Below are 19,096 nucleotides of genomic sequence, written 5' to 3'. Positions count from 1 at the left end.
TCGTGGATGGTGGAACGTGCCGAAGGGGGTCATCTACTCCTCTCGAGGATGTACTGGGCGACGGCAGGGCCGATGGCATTCCATCCGCGTGCCTGCCCGAGTGCGAGGTGCGGCAGATCATAAGGATCTACACGAAGTTCACCGCCGATTCGCTCCCGCCACAACGTCTCTCGTTGCGCATCGAAGTCGGGATCGAGCCCTTCGGTGGCGGACACGAGGAGCGCGTCGCCGTCGAACGGTGCGGGGTCTGCCGATGCCGTCAATCGGAGGTGGCGTACATGAGCCGACACGAGTCGCTCTCTGGTGGTGTCGTCGAGTGCGCCGAGGAGCGAGTCGCTGCGCACGTAGTCCGCGATGTCCTCGCGCTGGGAATCCATCTGCTCCTGAGCCGGTGCGTCGGACGGAACGATGAACGAATCCAGCAGCACGAGCGAAGCAACGGCTTCGCCCGCAGCACGGAGCCGTGCTGCCACCTCGTGGGCAATCTGGCCGCCGAACGACCATCCGAGCAGGTGGTAAGGGCCGGAGTGCGACACCTCGCGCATGCGGCGGTACTGGTCGTCGACCAATGCGTCGAACGTGTCGAGTTCTATCTCGCCATCGGACAGGTACGGGTCCTGTAGGGCCACTACCGAAGTGGAGGCAGGAAGGAAACGCACCAGGCCCATGTACGACCACGCCAGGCCACCAGCGGGCTGGAAGCAGAACACCGTGTTCGGCCCTGCGTCGCGTAGACGCAACACCGGATCGAGCATCGTCCCGGATTCCGATTCCGACGCGGCGGTTTCGGCGAGCGCAGCGGGGGTCGGCCGGGCGTAGACGTCTCGAACTCCGATGGACCGGCCGAGCACGGCTTCGAGTCGCCGCGTCAGCCGCACGACGAGCAACGAATGCCCGCCGAGCGCGAAGAAGTCGTCGTCACGGCCTACCCGCGTGGCTCCGAGAATCTCGACGAAGATGTCGGCGATCGCTTGTTCGAGTGCGTTCTCCGCGTCGGCCGAGTCTGCCGCCGTGTTGTCCCACTCCGGTGCAGGCAGTGCACGGGTGTCCAACTTGCCGTTGACGGTCAGCGGTACATCGTCGACCACCGTGATGGAGGACGGAACCATGTATGCGGGAAGCTGCTGACGCAGAGCAGCTTTCACGTTCGCGACGTCGATCGTGGTGCCCTTCTCGGGAACGATGTACGCGGCCAGTGCTGGATCCCCGGCGGATCCCGTCACGGTGACGACCGCAGCGCGAGCGACACGATCCTGCGCGGTCAAGACGTTCGCGATCTCGGCGGGCTCGATGCGATAGCCGCGAATCTTGACCTGATCGTCGGCTCGCCCGAGGTAGTCGAGTGTCCCGTCGGGACGACGTCTCGTGAGGTCACCGGTTCGGTACATCCGGGCACCCGGTGCACCGAACGGGCAGGCGACGAAACGATCCGAGGTCATGGACGGCATCGCGAAGTATCCCCGTGCCAATCCCGCTCCGGCCAAATACAATTCGCCGACCGCACCGATGGGTGCCGGGGACAGGGTGGAATCGAGTACGTACGCCGCGGTGTTCGCGATCGGGCGCCCGAGGCTGGGCCGCGCGGTATCGGCGAGATCGGCACCGAGCGCGTTGATCGTGTATTCGGTCGGCCCGTAGAGGTTGTAGCCGTCCACACCGGGGGCGGAGCGCAACGCATCCCACAGCCCGTCTCCGACGGCCTCCCCGCCGAGCGAGACGAACACCACGCCCGTCGCTCCGGAATCGACCGACCCGGATGCCGAATCCTGGCACCGCTCGCGGTCGAGCAGTCCTTGATCGACGAGATGCTCTCCGTACGTGGGCGTCACGTCGAATGCGTCGATCCGGTGCTCGTCGTAGTACTCGAGCAGTTGTTCCGGGTCGCGCCGCAGATCCTCGTCGATCACGTGCACCTCGTGGCCCGCGAGCAGCCACAGCAGCTGCTCCCAGGAGGCGTCGAACGAGAACGACGTGGTGTGCGCAATCCTGATCCGTCGGCCGCCCTGACGGAGAAGAACCGGCTCGAAGATGGCGGCCTCGTGGTTGTAGAACATGTTCGTCAGACCTCGGTACGGCACGGCCACACCCTTGGGACGCCCGGTGGAACCGGACGTGAAGATGACGTAGGCGAGTTGGTCGAGATCGGTGTGTGCGCCGCGATCGTCGTCGGTCACGGCCGCGCCGGATGCTTCGTCGATTGCGTCACGCGACAGATCCAGCAACACCGTGCTCGGCGCAGTCCGCAGATGCTCGGGAAGCCGATCGACGAGAGACGAATCCGTCAGAATCACAGCGGGTTCGGATACTGCGAGCATGTGACCGACACGGTCCTGTGGGTGCTCGGGGTCGATCGGTACGTACGCACTGTGTGCGGCGAACACCGCGAACAACGCGACCACCATGTCCTCGGACCGGGGTAGCAACAACGCAACCCGACGGTCCGGCCCTGCTCCGAGCGAGAGCAGAACACGGGCGGTTCGGTTCGCGCGCTCGACCAGCTCTGCATAGGACAGGACGACGTCGCCTGCACGGACCGCGGGAAACGAAGCGGATTTCTCGGCCTGACGCAGCAGAAGGTCGTACACGGACAACTCCGGGACCGGTCGCGCCGTGTCGTTGAAGCGGTGCACCAGCAGGTCGCGTTGCGCGTCGGTGAGTGGGTCGCAGCGTGCGACGAGTCCGTCGACGTTCTTCGTGATCGCGGCGAGCGTCCGGGTGAAGGTGTCGATCCACTCGCGTACCGTCGCTTCGTCGACGACGTCCTCCTGGAACATCACCCGCAGCCCGGCGGTCGGGGCCGAGGTGGACCCGGCGTCCGGGTCGACGACTATCGACAGCGGATAGTGCGTCGCGTCGCGAAGTGTCACGTTTTCGACGCGCACCCGGCTGCCCGGCGGACCGAACGGTGTTTCCGGTGAGATCACCGGGGTGTTCTGGAAGACGAACAGTGTGTCGAACAGCGCGCGGTGTCCCGACATCTGCAGCAGCGCCGACAGGGTGACGTAGGGGTGCGTCAGATGAAGCAGTTTGTCCTGCTGGACTTTCTGCAGCATCTCGGTCACCGTGTGCGACGGATTCGAGGTGTATCGCGTGGGAAGAGTGTTGAACAGCAACCCGATCGTGGTGTCTATTCCGTCGATCTCCGGTGGGCGTCCCGACACCACCGACCCGAAGAGCACGTCGTCCGCGCCCAGAATGCGACGCAATGTCATTCCCCACGCCGCCTCGAATACCGTCGAGAGCGTGACGCCCGTGGTGGCAGCGACCTCGAGCAGACCCCGGGACACCGTGGGATCGACGGTGATGCGCAGATCGCGAGAGTTCGACGACGACGTCGCACCGAGTGATCGGCGGCGCGGGGCGACGAGGGTGGGCTCGTCGATTCCCGAGAGATAGCGCTGCCATTCACGCTCGGCGGCCGGCAGGTCCTGTCGCGAGAGCCACGCCAGGTAGGTACCGAAAGACGCTGTGGATCTGCTGCATTCGGCCTCCTCGTCGGTGTAGCTGTCGAGGACGGACATCAGGAATCGCCAGATCGACCACCCGTCGAGCAGAATGTGCTCCGCTGTGAAGACGAGATGATGATGGGTGGGCCCGTCGGACAGAAGGCCGAAGCGAAGAAGCGGCGGGTTCGAGGCGTCGAACGGAATCGACGCCTGCTCGCGGGCGAACAGCTCGACATCGTTGCCGGTTCGGTACGTCCACGGAACATCGAACGTCTCCGGAACCACCTGGACCGCGCGATCACCGATCTCGGTGAAACCCACTGCCACGTTGGGGAATTTGTCGATCGATGCCCTCGCCGCCGCGGCGAGGCGGTCTCGATCGATGTGCCCGGACAGCTCGACCACGGTCTGCGACACGTAGACGTCGGCCTCGCCCTCGCTACCGGCGAGCAGGTGAAACAACAGGCCGGTCTGGAGGGGGGAGAGCGGCCACACGTGCCGTATCGGTCCGAAACTCCGACGCAGCCGAGCCGAATCCACGTCCGACAGTAAAAGGTCCGCCGAATCCCCGTTCCGCCGCGCATCCGCGAGCGCCGTCCGCAAGTGTCGGGCCCAGGTTCGAGCGGCATCCGCCACCGATCGGCCGCCGAGAGCGCGGTCTGCTGCCGTGACACGAGCTCGAATGGACGAGCCTGTCGTCAACGCGAACGTCGGCACCGAACTGCGCAACTCCGAACTGCGCAACTGCGTGGTCTGTGGAGATCGGCCGATCACGAGAACGACGGTGGCGCGCGGCATTTCCGCGAACACACCGACCGTGTGTTCGCTCGTGTGTGCAGCCACGTCGTAGGTCGACGGGTCCGGATCGTCCACGTGTGCGTCCAGAAATTGGTCGATACTTCTCCGGGCGTCCGCGGAGCTCAGATAGAACGGATACCTTCTGCGCAGATGCCCGATCGTGCGGGCGTGTCCATCCCGGTCGGGTTCGTCGATCTCGACCAGCCACGCGTCGCCGGCACCGAGATCGGTGAGAGTGCGCGCCACGGTGATCAGAGCCGCCGCGCGGGTGCGGCCGATATCGAGCGCATCCGCGGTGTCCCACACGTCTTCATCGGCCGTTCCGGGTTCGCCGGCCGCGAACTCGGTGAAGGTCTTGTCCAGCACGTCGTCGCCGAAGTCCAGCCAGGCTTCTGCATGCTCGACGATGTCGAGATCGGTTGCACGAGAATCCAAATCCCGCAGATAGTCCGCGAAGTCGAGACTCGAGTCCACCGCGACGGGCGGCCACGACTCGGCATCGACGAACAACGGATGGGCGCGTAGTACGGTGCCGGACTCGCATTCGGTTGCCGTGACCGGTCTCGCGCCGACGTCGACGGAACCATCGATGGAGCGTGCGATCGCATCCTCCACCGAGGCGATCGCGATGTGCCGCCCACCGTCGTCGTCGCGGACGAGGGTCATCCGCAGAGCATCGAATTCCGCCATCAGACGGTAGGCGGTGGCCGGCGTCCCGCCCGGCACCGTCCATTCGACGCAGGCGTCGTCCGAGATTCCGGCATCGAGCATCCTCAGCTGCGCAGGTGCGAGCCGGGCGGTGCCGGACGATCCTGGAGTGGTCGGTACAGCGATGTCGGCCACCACGAGCCGCGGATGACGAGTTCCCTGCACAAGGACGGCGTGGACACCCGAGAGCAGCGCCCGAGCGGTCGTCTCGGTGAAGAGGTCGCGGTCGTAGACGAGGGTGAGTGAGCGTCGGCCGTCGGCTGTGAACCCTATTCCGAACGTGAGGTCGAACTTCGCCGCCAGCGATCCGCCCCCGAAGGCCGAACGGGTGCCGACGTGTCCGAAGTTCGGACGGATCGGGCGATCGTCGACGTCCGCGATCATGACTTGGAACAACGGGTTGACGCCCGGCGTCCGCGGCGGGTCGAGGGTCGCGACAACTGCCTCGAACGGCACGTCGCGGTGGTCGTACGCCTCCAGATCGCTCGAGCGCACTCGATCGACCAACTCGGTGAACGTCAGCGTGTCGTCGACTGCCGCCGAGAGGACGACCGTATTGACGAAAAAGCCCACCGTGCTGGCCAACTGCGCATCGCTGCGACTGTCCACCGCGGTGCCGATCGGGACGATGTCACCGGAACCTCTGGCCCGCAACACCATTGCGACTGCAGTGTGTAGCAGTACGAGCGGGGTGACCGCATCGTCGCTCGTGGATCGATCGATGGCGTCCGACAGTTCGCCCGACAACGGGACAGTCACCAGTTCTCCGGTGCCGCCGGCGTCGGCCCTGCGCTCGAAGTCGCGCGGGAGCGCAGTGACCGGCGGAACGTGGCCGAGCCGCTCGACCCAGAAGTCGAGGTCGGACCGATCGGTTGCGGTCTCACGCTGCCATCGCGCGAACTGCGCGTACGTCGTGGCGGTGTGTGCGTTCGAGGGCAATGGGTCTGCGGCATTGCCGAGACAGCGCCCGTATGCCGCCGCGAGCTCGTCGACCAGAATCTTCACCGACTCCTGATCGCACGCGATGTGGTGCAGGGTGATGCGCACTCTGCTCGCGTCGCTCGACAGCCGGATCGGCAGCTCGGACTGCAGATCGATGGGCGTCGGCACCGTGACTGTCGGTTCGACGCGGAACATGTCGGCTGCCTCGTCGACCGACAGAACGTGTTGGGTCCAGTCGCCCGAACCGGCCGGATACACCGTGCGCAAAATGGGATGTCGCGCAACGAGATCCAGGCCGGCGTGGCGCAGGGCGACGGGATCGAGAGGCTCGTGCGGTTCGAGATCGAGCGTGAGCAGATACGACGTGGACGGACCGGAAAGGCTCTCCAAGAAGAGTAGTTGTTCCTGCCCGAACGACACCGGTGCCCCGTCGGCATCCGAGTGGTCACCTGGCCTGCCGACGTGAGCACCTGCACTGAAATCGATTGCTGCGCCGAGTGAGGCGACCGTTCGATGGTCGAACAACACGGGCAGACCGACGCGGACTCCGAACTCGGCATGCAGTGCAACCGCCAGGCGTAGTGCCATCAGCGAATGACCGCCGAGAGCGAAGAAGTCGTCGGAAACACCGATGTTCGGTACGGACAGCACCGACGCGAAGACCCGGCACAGACGTGTCTCGATCTCGGTGCGAGGAGCGTCGCGACCCGCGGGGGTCGCTGTCGGTTCCGGGAGCGCTCTGCGGTCGAGTTTGCCGTTCGCGGTGACGGGGACGTCGTCGAGGATGGTCATGTATGTGGGGACCATGTACTCGGGGAGCTTGCTCTGCAACCACGACGTCAGGACCGTCTGCAGCTGTTCGCGATCGACGCATTCGCGATCCGTGGGGATCGCGTACGCACTCAGCACGTCTCCCGAGTCTCGGTGCAGGACGGTGACCGCGGCGTAGCGCACCCTTGGGTGGTCGGACAGTGCCGATTCGATGTCTTCCAATTCCAACCGCATGCCGCGAATCTTGACCTGGTTGTCGGCCCGACCGAGGAAGTCGAGTGAGCCGTCCGACCGCCACCGCGCGAGGTCGCCGGTCCGGTACATCGCCGACCCGTCGGCGGCGAACGGGTTGCCCACGAACCGTGCCGCGGTCAGTGCCGGTGCGTTGCGGTATCCGCGTCCGAGCAGCGACCCTGCTGCGTAGAGTTCGCCGCCGCATCCGATCGGAACCGGGCGAAGTCGTGAATCCAGAACGTAAAGTTGGGTGTTGGGGTTCGGCCGACCGATGGACGTGGCGATTCGGTCGTCTGCGTCGTGGTAGATCACATGGGAGACACCGATGGTCGCCTCGGCCGGCCCGTACCCGTGGTAGAGGGTCGTGACCAGTTGATTCCGAAAGCGGGAGAACAGGTCCGGGGTGAGAACCTCTCCGCCGCACCAGACATGCCGCAACCCGGACAGGGCGTTGTCCGTGTCGAGATGCAGCAGTGACTCGAGCATCGACGACACCAGGTAGACGAACGTCACGCGCTCACGGGCGATGGTGTCGAGGAGATAGAACGGGTCCCGCTCGCCGCCGTCCTTCGCGACGACGACGCGGCCACCGCACACCAGGGGAAGAAGGATCTCGTTGATCGAGATGTCGAATGCCAACGGTGCCTTGAACAGAGCCGCGTCGTCCGCGCCGAAACCGAGGATGTCCGTCCGCTGCCAGTTCAGGCGTTCGGAGATCGCGCCGTGTCGAATCATGGCACCCTTGGGTCGGCCGGTGGATCCCGACGTGAAGATGACGTAGGCCAACCGATCGGCCGAGAGGGCGTCGAACTCGCAGCTGTCCGCCGGGTGCGCGAACTGCCAGGCGTCCAGGTTCACGACCGTCTCGTTCGGCACGACCGAGGGATCGTCGAGGTGTGCCGAATCCGGATGCGAGAGAACGACTCGCGTGCCGGAATCGGTGAGTACGCGTTCTCGTCGGTCCCGTGGCCAGGACGGGTCCAACGGTACGAACGCCCCGCCGGCCCGCAGGACGGCCAAGAGAGAGATCACCATTTCCGCCGAGCGCGGCATGCTCAGGGCCACGATGTCCTCGGCGCGAAGACCGTCCGCGACGAGCGTGGACGCCAGCTGTTCGACCATCGTGGCGGCCTGCTCGTACGTGATGTGGCGCGTGCCGTCGACGATGGCGATGCTGCCGGGACGATCACGCGCGCGCTCGGCGAACATGTCGGGTACCGGGGTTCGGTCGATCACGGCCTCGGTGTCGTTGAAGGCGTGAACGATCCGTGATCCGGTCGGCTCGTCGACCAGTGCCAGTTCGTTGATCGGCCGATCGAGGTCGGCGGCTGTCGCGGCCAGCAGAACGGCCAGTGCGTCGAAGCGTGTGTCGATATCGGAGGCACAAGCGCGGTCGCCTCGCATCTGAACCGTGACGGGCGCGGACGGCCCGATGCAGGTCAGGACGAACTCGAGATCGTGGAACGGCCCCACGCTCAGTGCTTGTCCCGACCAGCAGATTCCGTGCGAATCCACATCCCCGACAATGATGTTCGCTCCAGGACCGAACGAGCGGCCGGTAGCGCTCGACTGCCCCAGCGCGCGATCGCGGATCATGTCTTCGCCGCGGTAGCGCCGGTGGGGATGCGATTCGGCGAGCGAACTCCTGACCTTTCGTGCGACGTCGGCGACGCTGTCGAGCGGCTCGACACGCACCGTCAACGGATGAGTCGTCGAGACGGTGCACGGTTCGGAGCGCAACACGTCCGTGGTCCGTGCGGAGGTGGGCACCGTCAGGGTCACGTCTCGTTCCCCCGACCACCGGTGCACGAACGCCGCGTACACGGCGAGATAGACGTGAGCCGGCCGTACACAGGCGGATTCGGCGAGCCTGCCCAGTGCGCCGATCACGTCGGCCGGCAGGTCCGCTCGTCTCTCGTACACCGACCCGGTGGGGGATGCGGGCATCGGCAGCAACGTGATCGGAGGTGCGGCCGCTGCGAGCCGCGTGCGCCAGAACTCGCGGTCGCGCAGGAACTGCTCGGACTCTCGGTACGAAACATCCTCGGCCACAGCACTGTCGGCGAGCCACGGGCTGCGCTCCGTGGCGCCGTGGACGTACGTGTCGGTGACGGCGGTCGCGAGCATCACCGCACCCGCAGCGTCGAGAACGATGTGATGTGCGCGGAAGTACCACACGTGATCGTTGTCGCTCGACACCAGTACCGAGCTCATCAGCTGATCGAATTCGAGATCCAGCGGGGTGCTCAGATCCTTCGCGGCGAGGACTGCCGTCGTCGCTACTGCATCCTGTCCACGTCCGTCGACCAGCGTGGTGACGATTCTGGCGTCGGACGAGATGCGGACGGGCCTGCCGTCGTCATCGGTGGTGAAGCGGGACCGGCCGCCTCGGTATCGGTCGAGAACCGAGTCGATGGACCTGAGCAATGTTTCGCCGTCGAGGTCCGGGGGAAAGGAGATCTCGAAGCCGATGTTGAACGCGGCGCTGGTCGGGTCGGCCTGGTGCGCTATCCACATGTCCGTTTGCGCCGCGGACAGGGTCGTGCCGACCGAACGAGCGGCGTAGGTGGTGTCATGCACGGAGTTGAGCTCCTTCGTCGGAGGTCGGGCGGTGGTGCGAGCGGATGTCCTCGGGCGACCGGCCGGCGGCAACAGCCGCTACGGCCGCGGCGAGGTCCTGCGCTGTGGTGTCGTCGCCGATCAGTGCGTGGACCGTCACCTCGACCTGTGGGCCGTCGGACGAGGACACTGCCTCGATGCGGTATCCCCGTCCCGACGCCGTGTCGAGAGGTTCGGCCTGCGGTCCGTCCGGCGGCACGATACGGGCGCGCCACAACGTTTTTCGACGAGTATCGATCGCCAACCGCAACCCTTCGTTGCGTTCGCGTAGCGACCTTTCGATGTCGACGAGGTCGTCGGCGGACAACGGGCGAGCAACGGAAGTGCTGACGGTGTGTACGCGTTCGACGACCCCGGCGTTCTTCGCAGCGCGTACCCCGGTAGGCAGTGGCACCGGGGTACCCGGGGCCGACGCCGTCGTGCGTGTGGGGGAGCGGTACTGCGCGGATGCAGCGCTGCGCCGGGCGATGTCGGCCAACGTGCGGAGCTCGAACACATCGCGGACGGTGAACGTCAGACCCGTTCGAGTGGCCTTCGCGGCGAGCAGAACCGCGCTGATGCTGTCTCCGCCCGATCGGAAGAAGTCGTCGTCCAGGCCGATACGCAGACCGAGATCGTTCTCGGCAATGTTCAGCAGCGCGCGCTCGGCGTCGGTATCGGGTGCGCGATGATCACGAGCGTCGAGGGCAGGCTCAGGAAGCGCTCGGCGATCGAGCTTGCCGTTGACGGTGACGGGTATTGCACCGAGCGGGACTATCGCAGCCGGAACCATGTGCTCGGGCAGGCGCTGCCGAAGCCGATCGTCGATATCGACAGGCAGAGAGCCGGATACGCGAGCCACCACGTACGCGACGATCGAACCGTCGCGCACCACGGCTACGGCGGTCTCGATGTCGGGGCATTCGTCGGTGATAGCGGCGGCAACCTCGCCGAGCTCCACCCGCTGGCCGCGAATCTTGATCTGGTCGTCGGCACGTCCGAGGAATTCCACCTCTCCGCTGCGCCGCCACCGGGCGATGTCACCCGTGCGGTAGAGACGATCACCCGGCGACCCGTGCGGATCTGCGACGAATCGCGATGCGGTGAGTGACGGGCGCCGGTGATATCCCTGCGCGAGTTGTATCCCCGCAATGTACAGATCTCCCGCCACGCCGAGAGGAACCGGCCGGAGGTGGGGGCCCAGAATGCGAATACCTGTGTTGTGCACCGGCTTACCGATCGGGACCGACGACCGCGAGTCGATGTCGGCGACGGTGTACGCGGTCACGTCGATCGCGGCCTCCGTAGGGCCGTAGAGATTGTCCAGGCGTGCGCCGGGAAGAGCTTCCCGAGCGCGACGCGCCAGATCCGGGAGCAGTGCTTCACCACTGCAGATGATCCGACGAAGCGAGGTGCACGCGGACGCATCGGTGGCCGAGAGAAACGCGTCGAGCATGGGCGGGACGAAGTGGATGGTGGTCACCGCTTCTTCTCGGACCACCCGGCTGATGTACTGCGGGTCACGATGTCCGTCGGGCTCGGCCACCACGGTCGATGCACCGACGGTCGCAGCGAGAAAGAATTCCCACACCGACACGTCGAAGCCTGCGGGAGTCTTCTGCAGAACCACGTCGTCGTGGCCGAGTCGGTACTCGTCCTGCATCCATCGAAGGTGACCGACGATGGCTCGATGTGTGTTGACGACGCCTTTCGGACGCCCGGTCGACCCCGAGGTGTAGATGACGTAGGCGGCATCGTCGGGTGCCGGGCGAACCAGCGTCGTCGACGGTACCGCGGTCGAGAAATCGAGCGGATCCACCACTGGCGTGGTGGCATCGGCGAACTCGATGTCGCCGGGTCGGCCCACGATCGCAATCGGCCGAGCATCCTCGACGGTGAAGCGAAGCCGGTCGTCGGGGTAGCTCGTGTCCAGAGGCAAATATGCTGCCCCGGAACGGATCACAGCCATGATCGAGACCAACAGTTCGAGCGATCGGGGAACGGCGACGGCGACCACCGAGCCGGGCCGCGCTCCGAACTCGGACAGTCGACGAGCAAGAGCGTCGCTGCGATCGGTCAGTTCACGGAATGTCAGGTCGCTCCCGGCGAACCGAACTGCCACCGCGTCAGGACGGTGTGTTGCACCGCCGTCGAGCAAGTCGATCAGGGTGGCGTCGTCGGCCGGGAACGAGGTGTCGTTCCATCGCGCGACGGCGTCTACTTCGGCAGCTGTGGGACCGCCCAACTCGGCGATCGAGACCGCGGGATCGGTTCCCAGAGCGGTAGCGGTGTTCACCAGCCGTTCCAGCAGAGCGAGGGCAGTGTCGTCGTCGAACACGTCCGTGGCGTAGTCGATCGTCACGGCGAGGCCGTCGACGCCCTCGACGAACTCCACGAGCACGTCGAATTTGGCGGTGCGAGTCGATACGGCCACCGGTTCCAGAACCGAATCTCCCAGTGTCAGTTCGGAGGACCTTCGCGGTGGCACCTGGTGCACCACCATCACGTCGAACAGTGACTCGGAGCCGGATGCGGCGACCACTCGCTCGAACGGCACATGAGCGAGGTCGTATGCGTCGAGCGTCGCGCCGCGCACACGGTCGACGACAGTCCGAAGGCTCGGCGATCCGGACAGGTCGACGCGGAGGACGACGGTGTTGAGGAAGTAGCCGATGGTGTCCGGAGCGCCGACTCGGGCGCGGGTGGACACCGGCAGGCCGATGCAGACGTCGTCACCCGCCCCACTACCGGCCAGAGTCACTGCGGCCACCACCGAGGTGAGCATCGACATCGTCGTACCGGTTTGCGTCGCAACGGACTTCAGGTGCTCGGTTACGTTCCGAGACAGCTGCTGCTGCACGCTTCCCGCAGTTCGGGTATCGGTTCGGTGGGCTCGTCTCGGGCGATCGCGGGGCAGTTCGGTCGATTCGGGTGCCCCGTTCAGTACCCGCATCCACGAGTCGACTCCGGAATCGATGTCGACGGGGTCTTCGACATCTGCGTACTGGGTGGCGTCGGACAGCCATCGGGGACGGTCTCCCTCCGAGCGCGCCGCGTACGCGAACGTCAGGTCGTCGAGCAGCACATCGCGTGACCACTCGTCGAATGCGATGTGGTGCACCACGATCACGAAGTGCTCAGGGGTCGCGAAGCAGCGGATCGGGATGTCGGTACCGAGGTCGAACGCCGTCCTCACGACGTCGGTGACGCTCTCCTGCGTGGAGACCATGATGGAGTCGGGTACAGGCACGATCCTCGCAGTGGGCTCTCCGGCCGGACTCGGATACACCGTCCTGAGAATCTCGTGCCGCTCGACCACGTCTCGCAGCGCTGCAGCGAGCGCGTCGGTGTCGACCGACTCGGATCTGCGCCATACGAGTGGAACGTTGTAGGTCGCTCCGGCGCCACGGACGTTCCAGTCCATCCACATGCGGAACTGGCCCGGTGTGAGCGCCGATCGATCAGGCCGGGCGACGTCGTCGGTCTTCCGGATGTCGCACGGCGACGAGGACTCACACAACCGGGCCACGGCGTGCACGGTGGGCTCGGACATGAACCCACCCAGCGGAATCCGAACTCCCAGCTCACGGCGGATTCGGCCGAGGACAGCGATGGCACCCATCGAGTTACCGCCTGCGGCCAGGAAGTCGGTGGTGCGGCCGACGCTGTGGATGCCCAGTGCGTCGGCGAACGCCGCCGCCACCGCGCTCTCGGTATCGGTTCGGGCAGGCTCGTCGGCAGCCTCGACTCGAACCGGGTCGGGTAACGCACGCCGGTCGAGCTTTCCGTTCGACGTGGTCGGTAGTGAATCCAGACGCACATAGGTGGCTGGAATCATGTGTCGCGGGAGAGCGGTTGCCAACGATCGGACGACGTCGGCGTCGGAGAGATCTGTACCCTCACTCGCGACCACGTACGCGATCAGCGAGCCGTCGCGGACCAGCACGGCAGCATGGTCGATCCCGCGCACGGTCACCAACGCGTCCACGATCTCGCCGAGTTCGACCCGCATGCCGTTCAACTTGACCTGGTCGTCGTCACGTCCGAGGTACACCAATTCACCTGTGGCCGACCAGAGGGCGCGGTCGCCTGTGCGGTACAGCCTGCATCCGTCTCCGGAGTGCGGATCTGCGACGAACCGCCCAGCGGTCAGGGCAGGCGCTCCGGTGTAGCCGCGCGCCAGCTGAACGCCACCGAGGTAGAGATCGCCGGGTGCTCCGGGTGGAACCGGTCGCAGTGCGTGATCGAGGACGTACGTTCCGGTGCTTCTGACCGGCGTTCCGATCGGCACCGACGCGCCCTCGTCGTCACGGTGAACCCGGTGTGCGGTGACGTCGACCGCAGCTTCGGTGGGTCCGTAGAGGTTGTCCAACCTGATGTGCGGCAGTGTGTCGAGAGCTCGTCGGGCAGTGGTGCGCGGCAGAGCTTCCCCGCTGCACACGAGCAGACGAAGTGTGGGGTTGGACGCGTTGTCGAGTGGAGTTCCGGCGAGATACTCGGTGAGCATCGACGGAACGAAATGGGCGATGGTGACCCCGGCATCGTCGATGAGGCGATGAAGATAGTCAGGGTCGGTGTGACCGTCGGGATCGGCGACGACCAGGGTTGCGCCGGTGATCAAGGGCAGGAAGAACTCCCACACCGATACGTCGAACCCGGCAGGCGTCTTCTGCAGGATGCGGTCGTCGATTCCGACGTCGTATCGATCGCGCATCCACTGCAGTCTGTTCACCGCCGCGCGATGAGATACCGCGGTGCCCTTCGGTTTTCCGGTGGAACCGGAGGTGTAGATCACGTAGGCCGTGTTGTCCGGTCGCAGCGGTGCACGTCCCGGCCGGGTACCGGTGGTGGATACGTTCGAGGGGTCGAGGACGGCGACGTCGGTGAACGGAAGGGAAAACTCGGTGCTGAGGACAACGCGTGGATCAGCATCCTCGGCAATGTATCTCAGACGCTCCTCGGGCAACCCCGAGTCGAGAGGAAGATATGCAGCACCCGCCCGGTGCACGGCCACCAGTGACAGCACCAGCTCGTACGAGCGCGGCACATGAACCCCCACCACGTCGTCCGGTCCGACACCTGCATCGAGGAGTGCGCCTGCAAGTGCATCGGCGTCGCGGTCGAGTTGCGCGAAATCGATCGTGCGACCTCGGTGCACCACCGCAACGCGATGGGGGTGCTCGCGGATGGTGTTGGAAACGAGCTCCGGCAGAACGGATTCAGGTTCTGGGGCGTGTTCACCGTGCGCCCAGGTGTCGGCCACGAGACCGATGACGGAGGGGTCGGTGAGGGTACGCCTCGACACCGGGACCGAGAGATCGCCCGATAGGGTTCGAAGAGCGTGAGAGAAGCTGCGCGCGTACTGTTCTGCGAGCTCTGCGTCCACTACGTCGGTTGCATGGTCGACCGAATACGCCATCGACGATCCCCGGTCGTCGACGGTGAACGTGATCGGGAACTTGGCTGTCGCGGTGCTCGGTGCCTCGCGGCGACCGGCCTGCGTTCCCAGCTGCAGCCGGGTGTCCTCGCCGGTGTCGGAGAGGAGGACCGTCATGACCGACGGGACGGTGGTGGCTGCGAGTCCGCACTCGGAGACGACGTCCTCGTACGCGAGTTGCTGGTGGTCGAAGGCGGCGAGATCCGCGGATCGGACGCTGTGCAGGAATCGACCGAGCGTCTCGTCCCCGACCGTCCGGGTTCGCAATATCAGTGTGTTGAGGAAACATCCGATCGAGGCATCGAGCGCCGAATCGGTGCGTAACGACACGGGAGCAGCCACCAGGATGTCCGTGGCACCGGTCATGGCAGACACAGCAAGTGCGGTGGCCGCGTGGCACAGCATGAACAGGCTCACTCCGGCGTCGCCCGCCGCACGACGGAGAGCATCCGCGTCTGCGGACGAGAGTGCGAAGTGAAGCGTCTCGCCGGCGTCACCCACTGCTGCGGTTCGTGCCAGCGGCGACACCGGGGGCTCGGCCAAGGTTCGCTTCCAGTGAGCGCGCATGCGTGACGCCGTGGACGCGGGGTCATCGGATGTCCCGAGAACCTCGTGCGACCAGGAGGCGAAGTCGTCGTATTGCACTGGGAGAGGCGATAGCTCGGGCTCGACATCGTTCGCTCGTGCGGCGTATGCGGCGGCGAGATCGGAGCGGAAGACGGCTTCGGATCGGTCGTCGGTGGCAATGTGATGGAACGCGACGGTGAGGCGGTTGTTCGTTCGGTTCCACCAGGCTCGGACGGGTGGCTCCTCGGTCACGTCGAACACGATCGACTCGGGAGCCGGGGATACATCGATCACGTCGAGCACGGATTCGACCGTGTCGAGAACGACCGGCCGTTCGTGATCGGGGTAGACGGTTCTGAGTATCGCGTGTCGTTCCACCACGTCGAGCAAGGCCGCATCGAGTGCCGTGCTGTCGATCGGGCCGTCGAACTGCCACTCGACAGGAACCGTGTACGACGCGCTGTGTGGTGCCCACTGATGCAGGGCCAGCATTCTGCGTTGTGCGTCGGACAGAACCGGTTCGGACACAGAGTCTCTGGGTGCGAGAGGGACGGACGCCGGTGTCGCGTCGACGAGCCACCGAGCCAGCGCTGCCGGGGTTCGGTGATCGAACACGGCGCTGACCGGGACAGCCTGACCGGTGCGTCGGGCCAGGGACTGGCCGAGACGCACTGCGAGAAGCGAGTCGCCGCCGTGAGAGAAGAAGTCGTCGTCGGCACCCACCCGATCTCGGCCGAGCACATCGGCGAAAGCACTGCACACCGTCGCTTCACGTGGGGTGGACGCAGCGCGGTAGTCCTCGCTCCCGACGAGTTCCGGTTCCCCGAGCGCACGACGATCGAGCTTTCCGTTTGCAGTCAGAGGGAACGATTCCAACACCAGAACGCCGCTCGGCACCATGTATTCGGGCAGATTGTCCGTGGCCCAGGACCGAATTCGCTGCGCGTTCGTCTCGGCTCCGGCGACGGGGACCACATATGCAGCGAGATAGTCCGAACCTGCGGGCGTCGTGCGCACCGTGACTGCACAGTGGCGCACGTCGGGATGACCGGCAAGAACCGACTCGACGTCCTCGAGTTCGAGTCTCATTCCTCGGATCTTCACTTGGTTGTCGACGCGGCCCGCGAACTCGAGAGTGCCCTCCGGCGTCCAGCGCGCCCTGTCGCCGGTGCGGTAGAGACGGCTGCCGTTGTCGCAGAACGGGTTCGCGATGAAACGGGACGCGGTCGACGCCGGGGCGTGAACGTAACCGCGGCCGAGAAGGTAACCCGCTGCGTATAATTCGCCGTCGGTCCCGCTCGGTAGCGGTCGCAGGTCTTCGCCCAGTACGTATAGCTGCGTGTTCGGGTTCGGTGTACCGATAGAGGTCGCGATACGGTCGGCGGTGTCGGAATACACGACGTGCGAGACGCCGATCGTCGCTTCTGCGGGCCCGTACCCGTGGTACAGGGTGGTGTCCAGTTGCCGCCTGAAGCGAGCGAACAGTGAGGGCGTGAGCACCTCACCGCCGCACCACACGTGCCGCAATCCTGTCAGCCGCCCCGCACGGTTCCCTGTCGCGGCGGCGTCGATGTCGAGCAGGATGTCGAGCATCGACGACACGAGGTAGACGAAGGTGACGCTCTCGTTCGCGATCAGGTCGAGCAGTCTGTCCGGATCGCGTTCGTCACCCGGGCCCGCGATGATCACCCGTCCACCGCTGAAGAGCGGAAGCAAGAACTCGTTGACCGAGATGTCGAAGGACAGTGGTGCTTTGAACAGGGCCGCGTCGTCTCTCCGGAAATTCAGCAGTCGATTCATCTGCCAGTCCATCCGAGCGCAGATCGCATCGTGACGGATCATCGCGCCCTTGGGTTTTCCCGTCGATCCCGACGTGAACATGACGTACGCCAACGACGATCCGTGGATGTCCACCTCCGGAACCGTGTTCGCGTGGTGCGAGTGCGCCCAGTTGTCGAGATCGACGGGTACCGACGCGACGGAATCGAGCGCATCGTTGCCGAACCGGGTGCACAGGAGACCGATTCGGGCCTGCGCGGCAACCTCCTCACGCCTGGCCGTGGGCCACGACGGATCCATCGGTACGAAGGCTGCGCCCGCTGCCATCACCGCGAGGGCCGCGACGACGGTCTCGGCGGAGCGGGCGATGCCGATGCCGACCGTCTGTTCCGATGTCAGGCCGCGGGTCGACAATTCGGCGGCCAGCTCGTCGACTCGTCGCTGCAGTTCGGCGTAGGTGATTCGGCGGGTGCCGTCCACCACCGCAACCGATTCGGAGTGCAGACGTGCAGATTCGCGAAACACGGCGGGCACCGTACGCTCCTGCGTCGGCTCGGCCGTGGCGTTGAACGAGTGCACGACAGTCTCGTATTCGCTGTCGGACAGGATGTTCGGTGCCGACACGGGAGTGTCGGAACGAAGAGCGCAGAGGAACGACCGGAGCCGATCGCGGTGCACCCGAGCCGAGGCCCCCGGACCCCGTACGTCGATCACGGTGCCCAGACCCGGCTCGCTCTCGACGGCGAAATCGACGTCGTGCACCGGACCCAGGCGGACTCCACGCATCCGAATCTGCTGATCTCCGAACGATATCGGACTCTTCCAGACCATCATGTTGATACTCGCGCAGTGTGTGGACGAGCCTACCGCTCGACCATGAGCGCGTAGTGCGTCGAGTTCGGGGACCAGAGCCGCATCGACGTCGGACAGTCGGTCGGACGGCTCCATCGTGACGCGCATCGGATGGGTACGGGAGAGCATTCCCAGCTGCTCTCGCCGAACGGAGTTGGACCGGGTGTGAAGGGCCGTCGACACCGTGACGGTTCTGCGGCCCGACACTCGGTACACGTACATCAGCACGGCCGCGGTCAGCGTGCGCGCGTCGGTGGGCAGGTCGATGCCCGACTGCGCCAAATCGAGGGTGGAACAATCTGATTCCGTCGGATCTGCCTTGTCGGCCAGGGCCACAGCGTTCTCGACCCGATCGGCTCGACGCGCGATCTCCTCGGAATCGACCCGTGCGCGATCGCTACCGCGGTACTGCAGTTCCTCGTCGAGGAGCATCCTCGACGACCACGTCGGGGGCCGACCGCCGTTCCACACGTCCGCGATCGCGCGCGTGAGTGCGCGCACCGCATACGCGTCGACGACGATGTGGTGGTAGCCCTGATACCACCGTAGGTGGCCGTTGCCCAGATCGAACACCGTGTGCGTGAACAGTGGGCCGTCGAGCGATCTGACGGTGTCGAGGTCGGATCGGATCGCCTCGTCGGCGGCGGCCGAATCGCATTCGACGCGTTGCACGTTCACCGTCGGCGGTGTGGGAACCTGACGAACCTGCGACCCGTCGTCGGTGAACACCACATGCAGGCTGTCGGCCGCGCGGAGCACGGTGTCGATGCTGTGCACCAATCGCGTCGCATCGGCGTCGGACATCTCCACCAGGTCCACGACCCAACCGATGTTGAACTCCGCGCTGTCCGGGCGCAGCTGCTGGGCCGTCCACACGTCCAACTGCGACGGCGTCAGGTCCAGCGATTCTCCACGGGCGCTGTGCATTCGGTGTGCTCCTCGACATAGTAGATCCGGGTGGACT

Annotated in this window: 2 protein-coding genes; both read right to left on the bottom strand. The window is 65.6% G+C overall.

The features are described 5' to 3' along the window. Positions 1–29: 29 nt before the first annotated feature. Positions 30–9,479 carry a non-ribosomal peptide synthetase gene (locus CH294_RS03970; RefSeq protein ID WP_094737065.1) on the bottom strand — a complete coding sequence of 3,150 codons (9,450 nt, stop codon included), beginning with the start codon at positions 9,477–9,479 and terminating at the stop codon, positions 30–32. Further along, the gene (locus tag CH294_RS03965; protein ID WP_170944577.1) at positions 9,472–19,059 is read right to left on the bottom strand and encodes a non-ribosomal peptide synthetase; all 9,588 of its coding nucleotides are present in this window, start codon (positions 19,057–19,059) and stop codon (positions 9,472–9,474) included. The genes CH294_RS03970 and CH294_RS03965 overlap by 8 nt, the downstream gene beginning before the upstream one ends. Between the last annotated feature and the right edge of the window lie 37 nt (positions 19,060–19,096).

The sequence above is a fragment of the Rhodococcus sp. 14-2483-1-1 genome (assembly GCF_002259335.1).
Classification (GTDB): Bacteria; Actinomycetota; Actinomycetes; order Mycobacteriales; family Mycobacteriaceae; genus Rhodococcoides.
The sequence above is the reverse complement of the archived record's forward strand: the minus strand, read 5'-3'. Positions and strand labels throughout refer to the sequence as shown.

Excerpts from the sequence above, each read along its gene's own strand:
- CH294_RS03965 (WP_170944577.1), bottom strand. The coding sequence starts at position 19,059 with ATGCACAGCGCCCGTGGAGAATCGCTGGACCTGACGCCGTCGCAGTTG.